This window comes from Streptomyces umbrinus (assembly GCF_030817415.1).
GTDB classification, from domain to species: Bacteria; Actinomycetota; Actinomycetes; order Streptomycetales; family Streptomycetaceae; genus Streptomyces; species Streptomyces umbrinus_A.
The window spans coordinates 6,032,657-6,047,804 of sequence record NZ_JAUSZI010000002.1 but is presented as its reverse complement, the minus strand read 5'-3'; the positions used below and the strand labels follow the sequence as shown (position 1 = coordinate 6,047,804).

Below are 15,148 nucleotides of genomic sequence, written 5' to 3'. Positions count from 1 at the left end.
TCCTGTTGGGCCTGACGGTCACCGGAGGCCAGGCAGCCGGGCACCTCGGAAGGACCGCCGCACCGACCGCCGAAGGGGGGAGCGACGCACGACCATGGGTGAGGTCTTCGCCGGCCGGTACGAACTGGTCGACCCGATCGGACGCGGGGGAGTCGGTGCGGTCTGGCGCGCCTGGGACCACCGGCGGCGCCGGTATGTGGCCGCCAAGGTGCTCCAGCAGAGCGACGCGCACTCGCTGCTGCGCTTCGTGCGGGAACAGGCACTGCGGATCGACCACCCCAATGTGCTCGCGCCCGCCAGCTGGGCCGCCGATGACGACAAGGTCCTGTTCACCATGGACCTCGTCGGCGGCGGTTCGCTGGTCCACCTGATCGGGGACTACGGTCCCCTGCCGCCGGCCTTCGTCTGCACCCTGCTCGACCAACTGCTGGCGGGGCTCGCCGCAGTGCACGCGGAGGGGGTCGTGCACCGTGACATCAAGCCCGCCAACATCCTCCTGGAGGCGACCGGAACGGGCCGTCCGCGGCTGCGGCTGTCCGACTTCGGCATCTCGATGCGGCTGGGCGAGCCCCGCCTGACGGAGACCAACTACGTGGTGGGAACGCCCGGTTACTTCGCGCCCGAGCAGCTGCTCGGCTCGGAGCCCGACTTCCCCGCCGACCTCTTCGCGGTGGGCCTGGTCGCCCTCTACCTCCTGGAGGGCGCCAAACCCGATGCCAAGGCGCTGGTCGACCACTTCACGGCCCATGGCACACCGGGCGCCCCGAAGGGGATTCCCGAGCCGCTGTGGCAGATCGTGGCCTCTCTGCTCCAACCGGACCCACAGGCGCGCTTCCGCACCGCCACAGGGGCGCGCAAGGCGCTCGCCGCGGCCAGGGAGCTCCTCCCCGAGCCCGGCCCCGACGACGAGCTGATCGAGATCTTCGACCAACTCGGCCCGCTTCCGGCCGAGTTCGGCCCGCAGGGTCCTCTGACGACCACCACCGCGTCCGAGGGCACCCAGGCTCACGACACCGCGCCTCAGCGGCACGGCCCGGGCACCTCGACACCGTCGCAGCAGTCCGGTGCCGCGTCTCCGGGCGCTCGGACGGCCACGGAGGGCCGTGCGCCGCAATCCGGGAGCACCGCTCCGTCAGAGCCCCCCACAGGCGCCGCATCCCCCCAGCCGAGCACATCTCCCGAGGCCCACCCCGGCGGCGTGTCTCCAGACGCCCACACAGATACGGCCTGGCCCCAGACACGCACAGGTGCCGTCTCTCCAATGCCTCCCGCAGGCGCAGTTCCTCCCCACCCCCACACCGGCGCCGTACCACCCCGTCCCACCCCTGGCGACGTACCACCACCGCCCTCGACCGCGCCCGTCCCCCCTCAGTCCCCCGCGGTGTCGGACACCGGAGGCCTCCCCCTGCCGCCTCCGCCTCCGCCCCGGACCAGCACCTCTCCCGTACAGCGGCACCAACCAGGGCCTCACTCCCAGCCAGGGCCCCATCCACAGGGACAGGCGCAACCACAGCCCGAGCAACCACCCACTCCCCCCACGTCGCTCGCGCTCCCAAACCCCGCGTACTCCCCGTCGCTGCCGTACGAACCCACTCACGTGCTTTCCCCCCAGGCTCCGCACCCCTCGGCCGCTCACCCCCCGGCCACGACCCCCGTGTCGCCGCCCCAGCCGCACGAATTCGCCTCTACTGCTTCATACACCGCTCAAGACGTTCGGGTTCCACCTCAGCCACAGCCCGTTGCACGGCATCGCGCGAGGCGGGCGCAGCGGCGGCCCGGACCGCCCGCGATGGTGGCGGTTCCCGTGCTCATGCTCGCGCTGGCCTGCTTCGCGGTCGGGTTCTGGGCACTGACGCAGATCTGAGCCGGCCCGGGAACCGCATGCGGACTACGCGCACTACGTGGACTGCGCCGACTACCAGGCTCGCGGCGGCCCGTACTCCCGCGACCGCGCGTCCGGACCCTCGACGGACGGCACAGGCACTGTCCCCTTTTCAGGACCTCCACCTCCGGGTGTCCCCGCTCCGGACAACGTCGCTCCGACCGCCGCCGCCCGCCTCCGTGCGACCACGGTCCACACGGCCAACCCCAGCACCAGCACCGTCCCAGCGCCGATCCCGCCCACGGCCACCGCCTTCATCGCGGTGTTCCCGTCCGGTCCCCCGTCGCCGCCGGCCGCCGCGGCTCCGTTCGACGCCTCGGCCTTGTCCCCCGCGGTCACGTCGAACGCATCGGGCGGCACGGCGGTTCCGTCGTACGCCGCCGGTGTCCCGGCCGTACCGCTCACCCGCACACGCAGGGTCAGGTCGAACGGCCCGTCGCCGAACTTGCCGGCCATCTCCGCACCGAGGTGCACGGCCAGGTAGTACCAGCCCGCGAACCGCATTCCGCTCACCTGGTCGTCCACGTCGTACCGGTTCTCGTAGGCGACCGGGGGCAGCGGCTCCAGCGTGGCCGACTTCGTCTTGCCGTCGTATCCGGTGCCCGCATCGTCCACGAAGGCGCGCACCGGGTTGTAGAGCGACAGGCCGAGGGCGTTGCCCAGGAACCCGTCGCCGCTCGCCGGGCCCAGTTCGGCCGTGGCGTAGAGCTGTTGTCCCCAGTCGACGGGAACGCGGTAGAAGAGCGTCTGCCCGGCCCGGATCCCGTCCTTCCAGACGCCCTGTTCCAGGGAACGCGCCTCGTTGAAGCTCGTACCGCCCCTACGAATCCTGGCGGGGCCGTCGACCGCTTGTGGGGACGCGGAGTCCCACACCTCGGGGGCGGTCGTCGAAGCGGCCTTCTTCAGCGCGGGCTCCGACACGTACCGAAGCTCCAGCTCCCAGTCGTCCGGCGAGGACCCGGCACCGCCGATGCGCTCGACGAGCACGGAGTACACCCCCGCGCTCTTGCAGGTGTACGTGCCGGGGCCCGCCCTGCGCGAGGCCCAGGCGGTGATCGGCCGCGGGCTCTCGGTGGGCCCGAACCGTGCGGCACCGGCGTCTCCGGAGAAGCACTTGTGGCCGTCGGGGTCCTGCATGGACACCTTGATGCCGTCCGAGTACACGGCCTTCGTTCCCGCCTTGGGGACGGCGGTGACCGACACATAGGCGGTGGACACGGCGTCGAGCCGCAGCCCGTAGGAGAGCTTCCCCTTGTCGCGGAGGGTGCTCCGGTAGGTCGTGCCGGGTGTCAGCCGTACGGCATCCTTGGCCGTCGCCGCGCCCTCGATCTTCTCGGCGCCGGCGGCGAAGCGGTACGGAGGGGGAGTGCCGGCCGCCGTCGCCTGTCCCGCCGAGGCCACGGCCGCGAGGAGCGCCGCCGCCCCGGCCAGGACCGTACGGCCGCGCCACCGTCCCGTGCGCCGCCCCATCACGCGCCACCCCTCGCCGTAGCACCGGATCGTCACTCACCGGGCGTCCGCGGACCGGTGTCGGCGCTGTCCCGACGCTGTCCCGGACGTCCGTGAAGCCTCGACCATCCTGCCCCTCCGGCCGCCGCGCCACCCCTTGTTCAGCCACGCAAGCGCTTCCTGTGACGTCCACGACGCTTGAGGTCCACAACGCGCTGTCCAGGCCCCGCCCCCGGCAACACAAAACCCCGACCGCGAGGCGGCCGGGGTCTGTACTAAGGCTGTCGTCGATACTCACGAACCCGTGGGCACGGAGTCGGTCGCCTCCGTCCACAGATCCTGCTCGGCGCGATCCGCCTGGATCTGGCGGTACACGAGGAGCCCGCCGATGGCGGCCAGTGCGACCAGGAGAAGCTTCTTCACCGCGCGACCTCGTCTTTCCTTGGCGTATGGGACTTCTGCCGCCCGACTATACACACCGGCCGATACCGATCAGTGACCTGCGTCGGCCGCCAACTCCCGCACGGCACACAGCAGTAGAACCGGACGACGACACTCCTTTCGGAACGTGAGAAGTCGCCACACACAGTGACTTTCGCTGCTCTCTCTCGCTTTTCTGGCTTATTGGGTCCATCCGGGTGGTGTTCATCGGAAGATCGACGCGCCACGGGTGCAGGTCCACCACTTCACGGCCGCCATACACATCATGAGGAAAGTACGCAAATCGCCCAACCCGAAAGTGAGGGGCCATGGCCAAGATCTGGGTCATGAAGCTGTGGACCGCGGTCATCACCGCCTTCATCGCACTGTGCACGACGCTCGGACTCGTCACGACGGCGAGCGCCACACCGGTACAGCAGCCGAAGAGCCCGCGCAACAGCACCGCGGTCGTGACGCTCCCGACGACGGCCGCCTGGGCATGGGCGTACGCCCGTTCCCTGCCCCCCACCATGAAGCAACGCATCCGCGCCGAGGCCCACGGCTCCTCGCCGAGCTGCCGCCACCGCGCGCCGGCGGACACGGACGAGACCTCCGACGAGGGGGAGCCCGCGGCGGACTCCGCCGCTCCCTGCACCGACCGGACGTAGGCCGAGCGCCGACGAACAGGCCCCTACGTAGACCCTCTTCACGTAATTCGGCCTCTACGTAGACCTCGTTCACGTCTCCTGGATTACCTCTTACACACCTCACGTCCGGGGCGAACTTGCGTACACACCGGGCACACGACAAGACCCCCAACCAGAACTGGTTGGGGGTCTTCGTAGTGTGGGGCTAACAGGATTTGAACCTGTGGCCTCATCCTTATCAGGGATGCGCTCTAACCAACTGAGCTATAGCCCCGCCGCGCTCTGCGGTGTATGTCCCGCGCGCTGACCTCTGAAGATTAGCGCACGACGGGGCCAGTCCCAAAATCGGTATCCGAGCCCCGCTCCAGCCTGCCCGGACAGCCTGACAGCGCATCTCCGGACAGCGTGAGAGCGCATCCCCGGCAAGGGATGCGCTCCAAGCAGGAAGCGGTTACGACAACGTTTTACTCGTCTTCGGCGAGCGTCAGCTCGATACCGCCGACGAAGCCCGCGGAGAGGTTGTAGATGAACGCTCCGAGGGTGGCGAGCGCGGTGGCGAGGACGACGTCGATGACCGCGATGATCGACGTGAAGATGAGCACACGCGGCAGCGACAGGAAGGACTGAAGGTCGAAGCCGTTGGACTCGTTCGAGCCGGTGGCCTCGGAGATCGTCCCGCCCACCGTGGAGAAGACGCCCATGGCGTCCATGACCATCCACAGGACCGCGGCCGCGACGATCGTGCAGATGCCGAGCGCGATGGAGAGCAGGAAGCTGACCTTCATCACCGACCACGGGTCGGCCTTGGCCACCCGCAGCCGCGCCTTGCGCGTGCGCGGTGTCGTACGGGCCCCGGTGCGCGGCCTGCGGACAGCGCCGGTGGCCGCCTGCTGTGCCGGGTACGCCTGCGGCGGGTGGTACGGCTGAGCGGTCTGCTGCGGCTGCCGTTCCCCCGGCAGCGGCGATCCCGGAGGCGGCGGCGCCGCGCCCACGGGAGCAGGCTGGCCCACGGGAGGCGCGTGGCCCACCGGAGCCGCCGGGCCCGGGGCGGGTCCCGGAGAAGGCGCCGGGCCCGGAGGCACCGGCGAGCCTGGGGCCGCGCCCGCCGCGTACTGCGGCGTCTGCGGGCCTCTGGTGTCCGTCACAGTTCCCCCCTGGGATCCATGAGAGTCATGGGAGTCGGTCGACTCAGTGGCGGGGCCACGGCCGCCGTCCTTTTCCGTACCGGTCGAACCGGCACCCGTGGCTCCGCTCACGATGACTCACTCCTCGCGCTACTCGTCCGAGGACTGGTCGCCCTCGTCCGTGCCGGCGACCGTCTCGACCTCGTCCGAGTCGTCGACCACCCCGTCGACTTCCTCGGCCTCGCGACCGGCCTCGGCGTTTCGAGCGATACCGACGACGGCATCGCGCTTGCCCAGGTTGATCAGTTGGACGCCCATGGTGTCACGGCCCGTCTCCCTGACCTCGTTGACTCGCGTACGAATCACACCGCCCGACAGCGTGATGGCGAGGATCTCGTCGGTCCCCTCGACCACCAGCGCGCCGACGAGCGAACCGCGGTCCTCGACGATCTTGGCGGCCTTGATACCCAGGCCACCGCGACCCTGGACGCGGTACTCGTCAACAGCGGTCCGCTTCGCGTACCCACCGTCTGTGGCAGTGAACACGAACGTACCGGGTCGAACAACATTCATCGAGAGCAGCTGGTCTCCCTCGCGGAAGCTCATGCCCTTCACACCCGAGGTCGCACGGCCCATGGGACGCAATGCGTCATCCGTCGCCGTGAACCTGATCGATTGAGCCTTCCTGCTGATCAGAAGCAGATCATCCTCTGCCGAAACGAGTTCGGCACCGATCAGTTCGTCGTCGGAACCGTCCTCTGTTTCACGGAGGTTGATCGCGATGACGCCGCCCGAACGCGGTGAATCGTAATCCTTCAGGGGCGTCTTCTTCACAAGTCCGCCCTTCGTGGCCAGCACCAGATAGGGCGCCGCCTCGTAGTCGCGGATGGCGAGGATCTCAGCGATCGCCTCGTCCGGCTGGAAGGCCAGCAGGTTGGCGACGTGCTGTCCACGCGCGTCACGTCCGGCGTCCGGGAGTTCGTACGCCTTCGCGCGGTAGACGCGGCCCTTGTTGGTGAAGAACAGGAGCCAGTGGTGCGTCGTCGACACGAAGAAGTGGTCGACGATGTCGTCTTCCTTGAGCTTCGTGCCGCGTACGCCCTTGCCGCCGCGCTTCTGGGAGCGGTAGTCGTCCGTCTTGGTGCGCTTGACGTAGCCGCCGCGCGAGATGGTGACGACGATGTCCTCTTCGGCGATCAGGTCCTCCATGGACATGTCGCCGTCGAAGGGGACCAGCTTGGACCGGCGGTCGTCGCCGAACTTCTCGACGATCGCGGCCAGTTCCTCGCTGATGATGCCGCGCTGACGCACGGGCGAGGCCAGGATCGCGGTGTACTCGCGGATCTTCGCCTGGAGTTCGTCGTGCTCGGAGACGATCTTCTGGCGCTCCAGAGCGGCCAGTCGGCGCAGCTGCATCTCGAGGATCGCGTTGGCCTGGATCTCGTCGATCTCCAGGAGGCCCATGAGGCCCTCTCGCGCGATCTCCACGGTGTCACTGCGCCGGATCAGCGCGATGACCTCGTCGATGGCGTCCAGGGCCTTCAGGAGGCCACGCAGGATGTGCGCGCGCTCCTCGGCCTTGCGCAGCCGGAAGCGCGTACGCCGGACGATGACCTCGATCTGGTGCGTCACCCAGTGCCGGATGAAGGCGTCCAGGGACAGGGTTCTCGGTACACCGTCCACCAGCGCAAGCATGTTCGCGCCGAAGTTCGTCTGCAGGTCGGTGTGCTTGTAGAGGTTGTTCAGGACGACCTTGGCGACCGCGTCCCGCTTCAGGACGATGACGAGGCGCTGGCCCGTACGGGACGACGTCTCGTCGCGGACGTCCGCGATGCCGCCGACCTTGCCGTCCTTCACCAGGTCGGCGATCTTCTGCGCGAGGTTGTCGGGGTTGACCTGGTAGGGGAGTTCGGTGACCACCAGGCACTGGCGGTTCTGGATCTCCTCGACATCGACGACCGCGCGCATCGTGATGGAACCACGGCCCGTGCGGTACGCCTCCTCGATGCCCTTACGGCCCACCACAAGGGCGCCACTCGGGAAATCGGGGCCCTTGATGCGCTCGATCAGGGCGTCCAGGAGCTCCTCGTGCGAGGCTTCCGGGTTCTCCAGGTACCACTGGGCGCCGGACGCGACCTCGCGCAGGTTGTGCGGCGGGATGTTCGTCGCCATGCCGACCGCGATGCCCGCCGAGCCGTTGATCAGCAGGTTCGGGAAGCGCGCCGGCAGAACCGTCGGCTCCTGGTTGCGGCCGTCGTAGTTGTCCGTGAAGTCGACGGTCTCCTCGTCGATGTCGCGGACCATCTCCATGGACAGCGGCTTCAGCTTGCACTCGGTGTACCGCATGGCGGCGGCCGGGTCGTTACCGGGAGAGCCGAAGTTGCCGTTGGAGTCCACCAGCGGCATCCGCATCGACCACGGCTGCGCGAGGCGGACCAGCGCGTCGTAGATCGAGGAGTCGCCGTGCGGGTGGTAGGTGCCCATGACGTCGCCGACGACGCGCGCGCACTTGTAGAAGCCCTTCTCGGGCCGGTAGCCGCCGTCGTACATGGCGTACAGGACGCGGCGGTGGACGGGCTTGAGACCGTCCCGTACGTCGGGCAGCGCACGCGACACGATGACGGACATCGCGTAGTCGAGGTACGAACGCTGCATCTCGGTCTCGAGCCCGACGGGCTCGACGCGCAGGGCGATCTCGCCCTCTTCAGGGACGATCGGACCAGTGGGGGAAAGCGGTGTCTCGTCGGTCATTGCTGGTGAAGATCCTTTCTGGCGCGGTCAGCTGAGACCGACTCAGATGTCGAGGAAGCGGACGTCCTTGGCGTTGCGCTGGATGAACGCGCGGCGTGCTTCGACGTCCTCGCCCATCAGGACCGAGAACAGGTCGTCGGCCTGGGCCGCGTCGTCGAGCGTGACCTGACCGAGGACGCGGTGTTCCTGGTCCATGGTCGTGATGCGCAGCTCCTCGGCGTTCATCTCACCGAGACCCTTGAAGCGCTGGATCGAGTCTTCCCTGACGCGCTTGCCCGCCTGGCGGCCGAGCTCGATCAGGGCGTCACGCTCGCGGTCCGAGTACGCGTACTCGAAGTCGTCCCGGCCCCACTTGATCTTGTAGAGCGGCGGACGCGACAGGAACACGTGCCCGGCCTCGACCAGCGGCCGCATGAAGCGGAACAGGAAGGTCAGCAGCAGGGTGTTGATGTGCTGGCCGTCGACGTCGGCGTCCGCCATCAGGATGATCTTGTGATAGCGGAGCTTAGCGATGTCGAAGTCCTCGTGGACTCCGGTGCCGAAGGCGGAGATCAGTGCCTGGATCTCCTGGTTCTGCAGGATCTTGTCGATCCGCGCCTTCTCGACGTTGAGGATCTTTCCCCGGATCGGGAGGATCGCTTGGTACTCCGGGTTCCGGCCGGACTTGGCCGAGCCGCCGGCGGAGTCACCCTCGACGATGAAGATCTCGCACTTGGTGGGGTCGTTCGACTGGCAGTCGCTCAGCTTGCCGGGCAGCGACGCCGTCTCCAGGAGCCCCTTGCGACGGGTGAGGTCACGGGCCTTGCGGGCCGCCACGCGCGCGGTGGCCGCCTGGATGGACTTGCGGATGATGTCCGCGGCCTCGTTCGGGTTGCGGTCCAGCCAGTCGCTGATGTGCTCGTGGACGACCTTCTGGACGAAGGTCTTCGCCTCGGTGTTGCCCAGCTTGGTCTTGGTCTGGCCCTCGAACTGCGGCTCGCCCAGCTTGATCGAGATGATCGCCGTCAGACCCTCGCGGATGTCGTCGCCCGTGAGGTTGTCGTCCTTCTCGCGCAGCAGCTTCTTGTCGCGCGCGTACCGGTTGATGAGACCGGTGAGCGCCGCACGGAAGCCCTCCTCGTGCGTACCGCCCTCGTGGGTGTGGATGGTGTTGGCGAAGGAGTACACACCCTCGCTGTATCCGCCGTTCCACTGCATCGCGACCTCGAGGGAGAGCATGCGCTCCTTGTCCTCGGCCTCGATGTCGATCACGGTGGGATGGACGACCTCGCCCTTGCGGGAGTTGAGGTACGTCACGAAGTCGACGATGCCGCCTTCGTAGTGGTACGTGACGGTCTTGACCTCTTCGGGCTCGTCCGCACCCGCCTCGTCGGCGCCCACCGTGGCCTTCGCCGAGTCGCGCTCATCAGTGAGTTTGATCGTCAAACCCTTGTTGAGGAACGCCATCTCCTGGAAGCGCCGCGAGAGCGTCTCGAAGGAGTAGTCCGTGGTCTCGAAGATGTCCCCGTCGGCCCAGAAGGTGACCGACGTGCCGGTCTCGTCGATGGCCTCGTGCTGGGCCAGCGGAGCTGTCGGCACGCCCAGCTTGTAGTCCTGCGTCCAGCGGTGTCCGTCGGTCCTGATCTCGACGGCCACCTTGGTGGACAGCGCGTTCACGACAGAGACGCCCACGCCGTGCAGACCGCCGGAGACCGCGTAGCCGCCGCCGCCGAACTTGCCGCCCGCGTGCAGCACGGTCAGCACGACCTCGACGGCGGGCTTTCCCTCGGAGGCGACGATGCCCACCGGGATGCCGCGGCCGTTGTCGACGACGCGGACGCCGCCGTCGGGGAGGATCGTGACCGCGATCGTGTCGGCGTGCCCGGCCAGCGCCTCGTCGACGGAGTTGTCGACCACCTCGTACACGAGGTGATGCAGACCACGCTCACCGGTCGAACCGATGTACATGCCTGGTCGCTTGCGGACCGCGTCCAGACCCTCGAGGACGGTGATGGCGCTGGCGTCGTACGAAGCCGTGACCTCGCCGTTCGAGGTGTTGGCCCCGCCGTTCGCGCCGGCGTCGGTGGACGGGATGTTCTCGTTGGGGTTGCCGGAATCGGCCACGAAGCGCCCTTTCTGGCACAGCACAAGCCAAGCTCCCGGCGGGTGGCCGGAGCGGCTGCGGCGTGTTGCGTTGGTAAGCCTTAGTCAGCGTTGCTCGGTGCGTCCCACAAGTGGGGCGGGATTAGCCTCCAGTCTACCGGTAGCGCCGACAGTGATGGGGGTTTGCCGGTACCTGAGTCCGCATGTGCCGCCCTGAACCGGTCTCCACCGACTCCCCATATGCGGACCCGGGCCCAAAGAGGCGCAGAGCGCCACTCAGCGCTTCGAGGTGTCAACCCCCCGCTACGAACGGCATACCGTCCGGTCTGGCTCACCCGTAGGTGTCACCGGGGCCTGTGCTGCCAGGCGCGCGCAAGGGGCCGAAACGCTGGACGGGACCACTGGGGCCGAGCACCTTGATCAGCCTCACCGTGCCGTGTCCGAGGTCCTCGTTCAGGCGTGCGACCAGCTGCGGAGCGAGCAGCCGCAGGTTGGTCGCCCAGGCCGTCGAGTCGCACCGCACGATCAGCACGCGCTCGTCCTCGTCGTACTTCTCCGGTACGCAGTGGTTGGCCAGGTCGTCGCCGACGATCTGCGGCCAGCGGCCCATGACACCGCCGACAGCGGCCGGGGCCTCCCAGCCGCGCTCGGTGATGAGCCGGTTGATGGCGGAGCCGAGCGCCATCGGGTCACGCCCGTCGGCGTGCGCGCCCGAGCGCAGACCCCCACGCCGCGCCTGCTTCTTCTGCCGCGCCGCGTCCCCACGCGCGCGTGCCTGTTCCTTGGCGGCGCGCAGGGCCACGCGCGCGAGGTCGACGCCGGAGGGTTCGGGGCCCTCCGGCGGCTCGGGCTTCGGCTCTGGTGTGTTCTCGCTCATACGCGGTTCACCGTGCCCCCGGACACGGTGAACCGCGTCCCCGCCAGTACGCCCGGTACGTCGTCGTCGACCGCGGCCGTCACCAGCACCTGCTCGCCCGGGGCGACCAGCTCGGCGAGGCGTTCGCGGCGACGGGTGTCCAGCTCGGCGAACACGTCGTCGAGGACCAGCACCGGCTCGTTCCCTTCGGCCCGCAGCAGGTCGTACGAGGCCAGGCGCAGCGCCAGCGCGTACGACCAGGACTCGCCGTGTGACGCATATCCCTTCGCGGGCAGCTCGCCAAGTTTGAGCAGTAGTTCGTCACGATGCGGTCCGACCAGGGTGACGCCCCGTTCGATCTCCGACTTGCGCGTCTCCGCCAGCGCGGCCATCAGCTGCTCGTACAGCTCCTCGCGCGCGTGGCCGGTGATCTCGGGCGAGGAGGGCTTGTACTCCAGCGCCACGGGACCGCCGCCCGGCGCCAGTTGCTCGTACGCCTTGTCCGCCAGCGGCTGGATCGCGGCGACCAGGTCGAGGCGCTGGGCGAGCAGTTCGGCGCCCACGCGCGCGAGGTGCTGGTCCCACACGTCGAGCGTGGACAGGTCCATCGTGCGCCCGCCGTGGCGACGGGCCAGCGCGGCCGACTTCAGGAGTGTGTTGCGCTGCCGCAGGACGCGGTCGTAGTCCGAGCGCACGCCCGCCATGCGCGGGGAGCGCGCGGTGATCAGCTCGTCGAGGAAGCGCCGGCGCTCGCCCGGATCGCCCTTGACCAGTGCGAGGTCCTCGGGCGCGAACAGCACGGTCCGTACGATGCCGAGTACGTCACGGGGTCTGACCTGCGAGGACCTGTTGATGCGGGCGCGGTTGGCCTTGCCGGGGTTCAGCTCAAGCTCGACGAGCTGCTGACGCTCGCCCTGCCGGACGTTGGCCCGGATGATCGCACGGTCGGCGCCCATCCGCACGAGGGGCGCGTCGGACGAGACGCGGTGGCTGCCGAGGGTGGCGAGATAGCCGACCGCCTCGACAAGGTTGGTCTTGCCCTGTCCGTTGGGCCCCACGAACGCGGTGACGCCCGGGTCGAGCGGAACCTCGACCCGGGCGTACGAGCGGAAGTCGGCCAGCGACAGATGCGTGACGTGCATGGTCGTTCGCCGACCTCCCCCAGGGCTGTGGATCCGCGGTGCGGACCTGTGGATTACTTCTTCCGGCTACTCGACGGACTGGATACTCGACGGATTCACTTCGGCGGGTTCACTTCTTCTCGACCGCGTGGCCGCCGAACTGGTTCCGCAGCGCCGCGACCATCTTCATCTGCGGGGAGTCGTCCTGCCGGGACGAGAACCGCGCGAACAGCGACGCGGTGATCGCGGGCAGCGGCACCGCGTGGTCGATGGCGGCTTCCACGGTCCACCGGCCCTCGCCGGAGTCCTGTGCGTAGCCGCGCAGCTTCCCCAGGTGCTCGTCCTCGTCCAGCGCGTTGACCGCGAGGTCGAGCAGCCAGGAGCGGATGACGGTGCCCTCCTGCCAGGAGCGGAACACCTCGCGCACGTCGGTGACCGAGTCGACCTTCTCCAGAAGCTCCCAGCCCTCAGCGTAGGCCTGCATCATCGCGTACTCGATGCCGTTGTGGACCATCTTCGAGAAGTGGCCCGCGCCCACCTTGCCGGCGTGGACGGCGCCGACGCCGGCGTCGCCCTCGGGCTTGAGGGCGTCGAAGACCGGCTGGACCTTGGCGATGTTCTCGGCGTCGCCGCCGTACATCAGCGCATAGCCGTTCTGCAGGCCCCAGACGCCGCCCGAGACGCCGCAGTCGACGAAGCCGATGCCCTTGGCCGCCAGCTCCTCTGCGTGCTTCTCGTCGTCCGTCCAGCGCGAGTTGCCGCCGTCCACGACGACATCACCGGGCTCCAGGAGCTCGGCGAGTTCGTCGACCGTCGACTGGGTCGCCGCACCGGCCGGGACCATCACCCACACCACACGCGGACCCTTGAGCTTGCCCACAAGCTCCTCAAGGCTGTGGACATCGGCGACGGCCGGATTGCGGTCGTATCCGATGACGGTGTGGCCTGCGCGGCGAATGCGCTCGCGCATGTTGCCGCCCATCTTGCCGAGGCCGACGAGACCGAGCTCCATCAGGTTGTTCCTTCACTAGCGATGTGGCAGGAGGGCACTTTCGTACCTGCGTCCGAGCCTAAACCCGGACGCTCCTGCACACCTGTGGGCATAGCCGCTCAGACGTACGCCCCCACCTGCGGCCTTGCTCAGCCGCTGAGCCGCACCGGCATGATCAGGTACTTGTACGCCTCGTCCGCCTCCGCGTCCAAGGCAGGCTTGCCGCTGAGGAGCGCCGGCTTGGTGGACGTCGTGAAGGAGAGCTGCGCGACCGGGGAGTCGATGGCGCTCAGGCCGTCGAGCAGGAACGTGGGGTTGAAGGCGATCGAGACGTCGTCGCCCTCCAGCTGGGCGTCGACCCTTTCCACAGCCTGTGCGTCATCGCTGGAGCCTGCCTCCAGGATCAGCACGCCCTGCTCGAAGGAGAGCCGCACCGGGGTGTTCCGCTCGGCGACCAGGGCCACACGCTTGACGGCCTCCACGAAGGGGGCGGTCTCGATCACGGCGATGGAGTTGAACTCCGTCGGGAACAGCGAGCGGTACTTCGGGAGGTCGCCCTCCAGGAGCCGGGTCGTCGTACGACGACCCGCGCCCTCGAAGCCGATGAGGCCCTCGCCAGCACCGGAGCCGGACAGCGCCAGGATGACGCTGTCGCCGCTTGTGAGGGCCTTGGCGGTGTCCAGGAGCGTCTTGGCGGGCACCAGGGCCACCGCGGACGCCTCGGGGTTCTCCGGCTTCCACAGGAACTCGCGGACGGCGAAGCGGTAGCGGTCGGTGGACGCCAGCGTGACCGTGTCGCCCTCGATCTCGATGCGTACACCGGTGAGCACGGGCAGCGTGTCGTCACGGCCCGCAGCGATGGCCACCTGGGCGGCGGCGGAGGCGAAGACCTCACCGGGGACGGTGCCGGTCGCCGACGGCATCTGCGGCAGTGCCGGGTACTCCTCCACAGGCAGTGTGTGCAGGGTGAAGCGCGAGGAGCCGCAGACCACCGTCGCTCGTACACCGTCTGTGGAAATCTCCACCGGCCGGTTGGGGAGAGCACGGCAGATGTCGGCGAGCAGGCGGCCGGAGACGAGCACCGTGCCTTCCTCGTCGATCTCGGCGTCCACCGAGACCTGTGCCGAGACCTCGTAGTCGAAGCTGGAGAGGCTCAGCGCACCCTCCTCGGCCTTCAGCAGAAGGCCGGCGAGCACAGGCGCCGGCGGACGGGCCGGGAGGCTGCGTGCCGCCCAGGCCACTGCCTCCGCGAGTACGTCGCGTTCCACCCGGATCTTCACCGTTGCCGCCTCCGTCTGTTGCCGGCGCTCTCGCCCTGCTGCTTCGTCGTCTGACTCGGTGTCGCTCAGCCCGGTCATGGGAAGGACACCGGGGAACAGTCTGACGCACCGCACTGACAGTCGGTGCCCCTCGGGGTCAAGTCGTTCCGAGCGGCAGCTGAGGCGCCGAGCTCGAGTTGTGCACAGCCCCCACTTCGAATCGATTCCCAGACTCTCTCTAGTTGGGAGTAGTAGTAGGGGCTGTGGATACCGTGGATAACCCCGTATTCGCAGGTCAGAGTCGGTTTTTTGTCCACCGGCCCTGTGGGCGGAGGCGGTGGACAACAGGCGTCTTCTGTGGACGGGGAAAAGTTCTGCACACCCGATGCACAGGCGGGGGCCACTTCTCCCCAGCGCCGTCCCCAGCTTTACCCACGTTCCCCACAGCCCAACCCGGCACCTTCGTGTGACGCCTTTCACTCGACACGGTGAGAAGGCGCGTCGCGTTGCCGAACAGTGGACAGCGGTGTGGAGAAGCCTCGGATCGCTGGGGACAACCGCCCCCA

Annotated in this window: 11 protein-coding genes and 1 tRNA gene; 2 read left to right on the top strand and 10 right to left on the bottom strand. The window is 68.6% G+C overall.

What is annotated here, in order from left to right:
• The first annotated feature begins 94 nt into the window (after window positions 1–94).
• A complete protein-coding gene (locus tag QF035_RS26505) occupies window positions 95–1,864 on the top strand; it encodes a serine/threonine-protein kinase (protein WP_307523095.1) in 1,770 nt (589 codons plus the stop codon).
• A 51-nt stretch (window positions 1,865–1,915) separates the two neighbouring features.
• Here QF035_RS26505 and QF035_RS26500 read toward each other — a convergent pair whose 3' ends face one another.
• Together QF035_RS26500 and QF035_RS26495 are read right to left on the bottom strand one after the other, a co-directional pair.
• On the bottom strand, window positions 1,916–3,352 hold the full coding sequence (locus QF035_RS26500) for a hypothetical protein (protein ID WP_307523094.1): 1,437 nt from the start codon (window positions 3,350–3,352) through the stop codon (window positions 1,916–1,918).
• Window positions 3,353–3,625: 273 nt separating this feature from the next.
• Window positions 3,626–3,754, bottom strand: coding sequence for a DLW-39 family protein (locus QF035_RS26495; protein WP_003999697.1), 129 nt, complete (start codon window positions 3,752–3,754; stop codon window positions 3,626–3,628).
• 326 nt (window positions 3,755–4,080) lie between these two features.
• Here QF035_RS26495 and QF035_RS26490 point away from each other — a divergent pair, with 326 nt between their 5' ends.
• Entirely contained in the window at window positions 4,081–4,419 is a 339-nt protein-coding gene (locus QF035_RS26490) for a DUF6344 domain-containing protein (RefSeq protein ID WP_307523093.1), read from the top strand.
• 179 nt (window positions 4,420–4,598) lie between these two features.
• Here the strand turns inward: QF035_RS26490 and QF035_RS26485 are convergent.
• The 8 genes from QF035_RS26485 to dnaN all read right to left on the bottom strand — a co-directional run bounded on the left by QF035_RS26485 (window position 4,599) and on the right by dnaN (window position 14,603).
• Window positions 4,599–4,672, bottom strand: a tRNA-Ile gene (locus QF035_RS26485).
• Between the two features lie 190 nt (window positions 4,673–4,862).
• Window positions 4,863–5,654 carry a DUF3566 domain-containing protein gene (locus QF035_RS26480; RefSeq protein WP_307523092.1) on the bottom strand — a complete coding sequence of 264 codons (792 nt, stop codon included), beginning with the start codon at window positions 5,652–5,654 and terminating at the stop codon, window positions 4,863–4,865.
• 18 nt (window positions 5,655–5,672) lie between these two features.
• Window positions 5,673–8,273: a DNA gyrase subunit A gene (gene gyrA / locus QF035_RS26475; protein WP_307523091.1), complete on the bottom strand. Its 2,601-nt coding sequence runs from the start codon at window positions 8,271–8,273 to the stop codon at window positions 5,673–5,675.
• Window positions 8,274–8,315: 42 nt separating this feature from the next.
• Window positions 8,316–10,376 carry a DNA topoisomerase (ATP-hydrolyzing) subunit B gene (gyrB, locus tag QF035_RS26470; RefSeq protein WP_307523090.1) on the bottom strand — a complete coding sequence of 687 codons (2,061 nt, stop codon included), beginning with the start codon at window positions 10,374–10,376 and terminating at the stop codon, window positions 8,316–8,318.
• A gap of 310 nt (window positions 10,377–10,686) precedes the next feature.
• Window positions 10,687–11,232 (bottom strand): DUF721 domain-containing protein, encoded by a 546-nt coding sequence (locus QF035_RS26465; RefSeq protein WP_307523089.1) that lies wholly within the window; start codon window positions 11,230–11,232, stop codon window positions 10,687–10,689.
• Window positions 11,229–12,353, bottom strand: coding sequence for a DNA replication/repair protein RecF (gene recF / locus QF035_RS26460; RefSeq protein WP_307523088.1), 1,125 nt, complete (start codon window positions 12,351–12,353; stop codon window positions 11,229–11,231). Before recF ends, QF035_RS26465 begins: the two co-directional genes overlap by 4 nt.
• A 109-nt stretch (window positions 12,354–12,462) precedes the next feature.
• Entirely contained in the window at window positions 12,463–13,344 is an 882-nt protein-coding gene (gnd, locus tag QF035_RS26455; RefSeq protein WP_307523087.1) for a phosphogluconate dehydrogenase (NAD(+)-dependent, decarboxylating), read from the bottom strand.
• Between the two features lie 128 nt (window positions 13,345–13,472).
• Window positions 13,473–14,603 (bottom strand): DNA polymerase III subunit beta, encoded by a 1,131-nt coding sequence (dnaN, locus tag QF035_RS26450; RefSeq protein WP_307531431.1) that lies wholly within the window; start codon window positions 14,601–14,603, stop codon window positions 13,473–13,475.
• Window positions 14,604–15,148 lie beyond the last annotated feature (545 nt).

What these genes read in the sequence shown, in the direction of transcription:
- QF035_RS26465 (WP_307523089.1), bottom strand. Translation starts at nt 11,232, where the DNA reads ATGAGCGAGAACACACCAGAGCCGAAGCCCGAGCCGCCGGAGGGCCCC.
- QF035_RS26490 (WP_307523093.1), top strand. Translation starts at nt 4,081, where the DNA reads ATGGCCAAGATCTGGGTCATGAAGCTGTGGACCGCGGTCATCACCGCC.
- recF (WP_307523088.1), bottom strand. Translation starts at nt 12,353, where the DNA reads ATGCACGTCACGCATCTGTCGCTGGCCGACTTCCGCTCGTACGCCCGG.
- gnd (WP_307523087.1), bottom strand. Translation starts at nt 13,344, where the DNA reads ATGGAGCTCGGTCTCGTCGGCCTCGGCAAGATGGGCGGCAACATGCGC.
- QF035_RS26505 (WP_307523095.1), top strand. Translation starts at nt 95, where the DNA reads ATGGGTGAGGTCTTCGCCGGCCGGTACGAACTGGTCGACCCGATCGGA.
- QF035_RS26500 (WP_307523094.1), bottom strand. Translation starts at nt 3,352, where the DNA reads ATGGGGCGGCGCACGGGACGGTGGCGCGGCCGTACGGTCCTGGCCGGG.
- gyrA (WP_307523091.1), bottom strand. Translation starts at nt 8,273, where the DNA reads ATGACCGACGAGACACCGCTTTCCCCCACTGGTCCGATCGTCCCTGAA.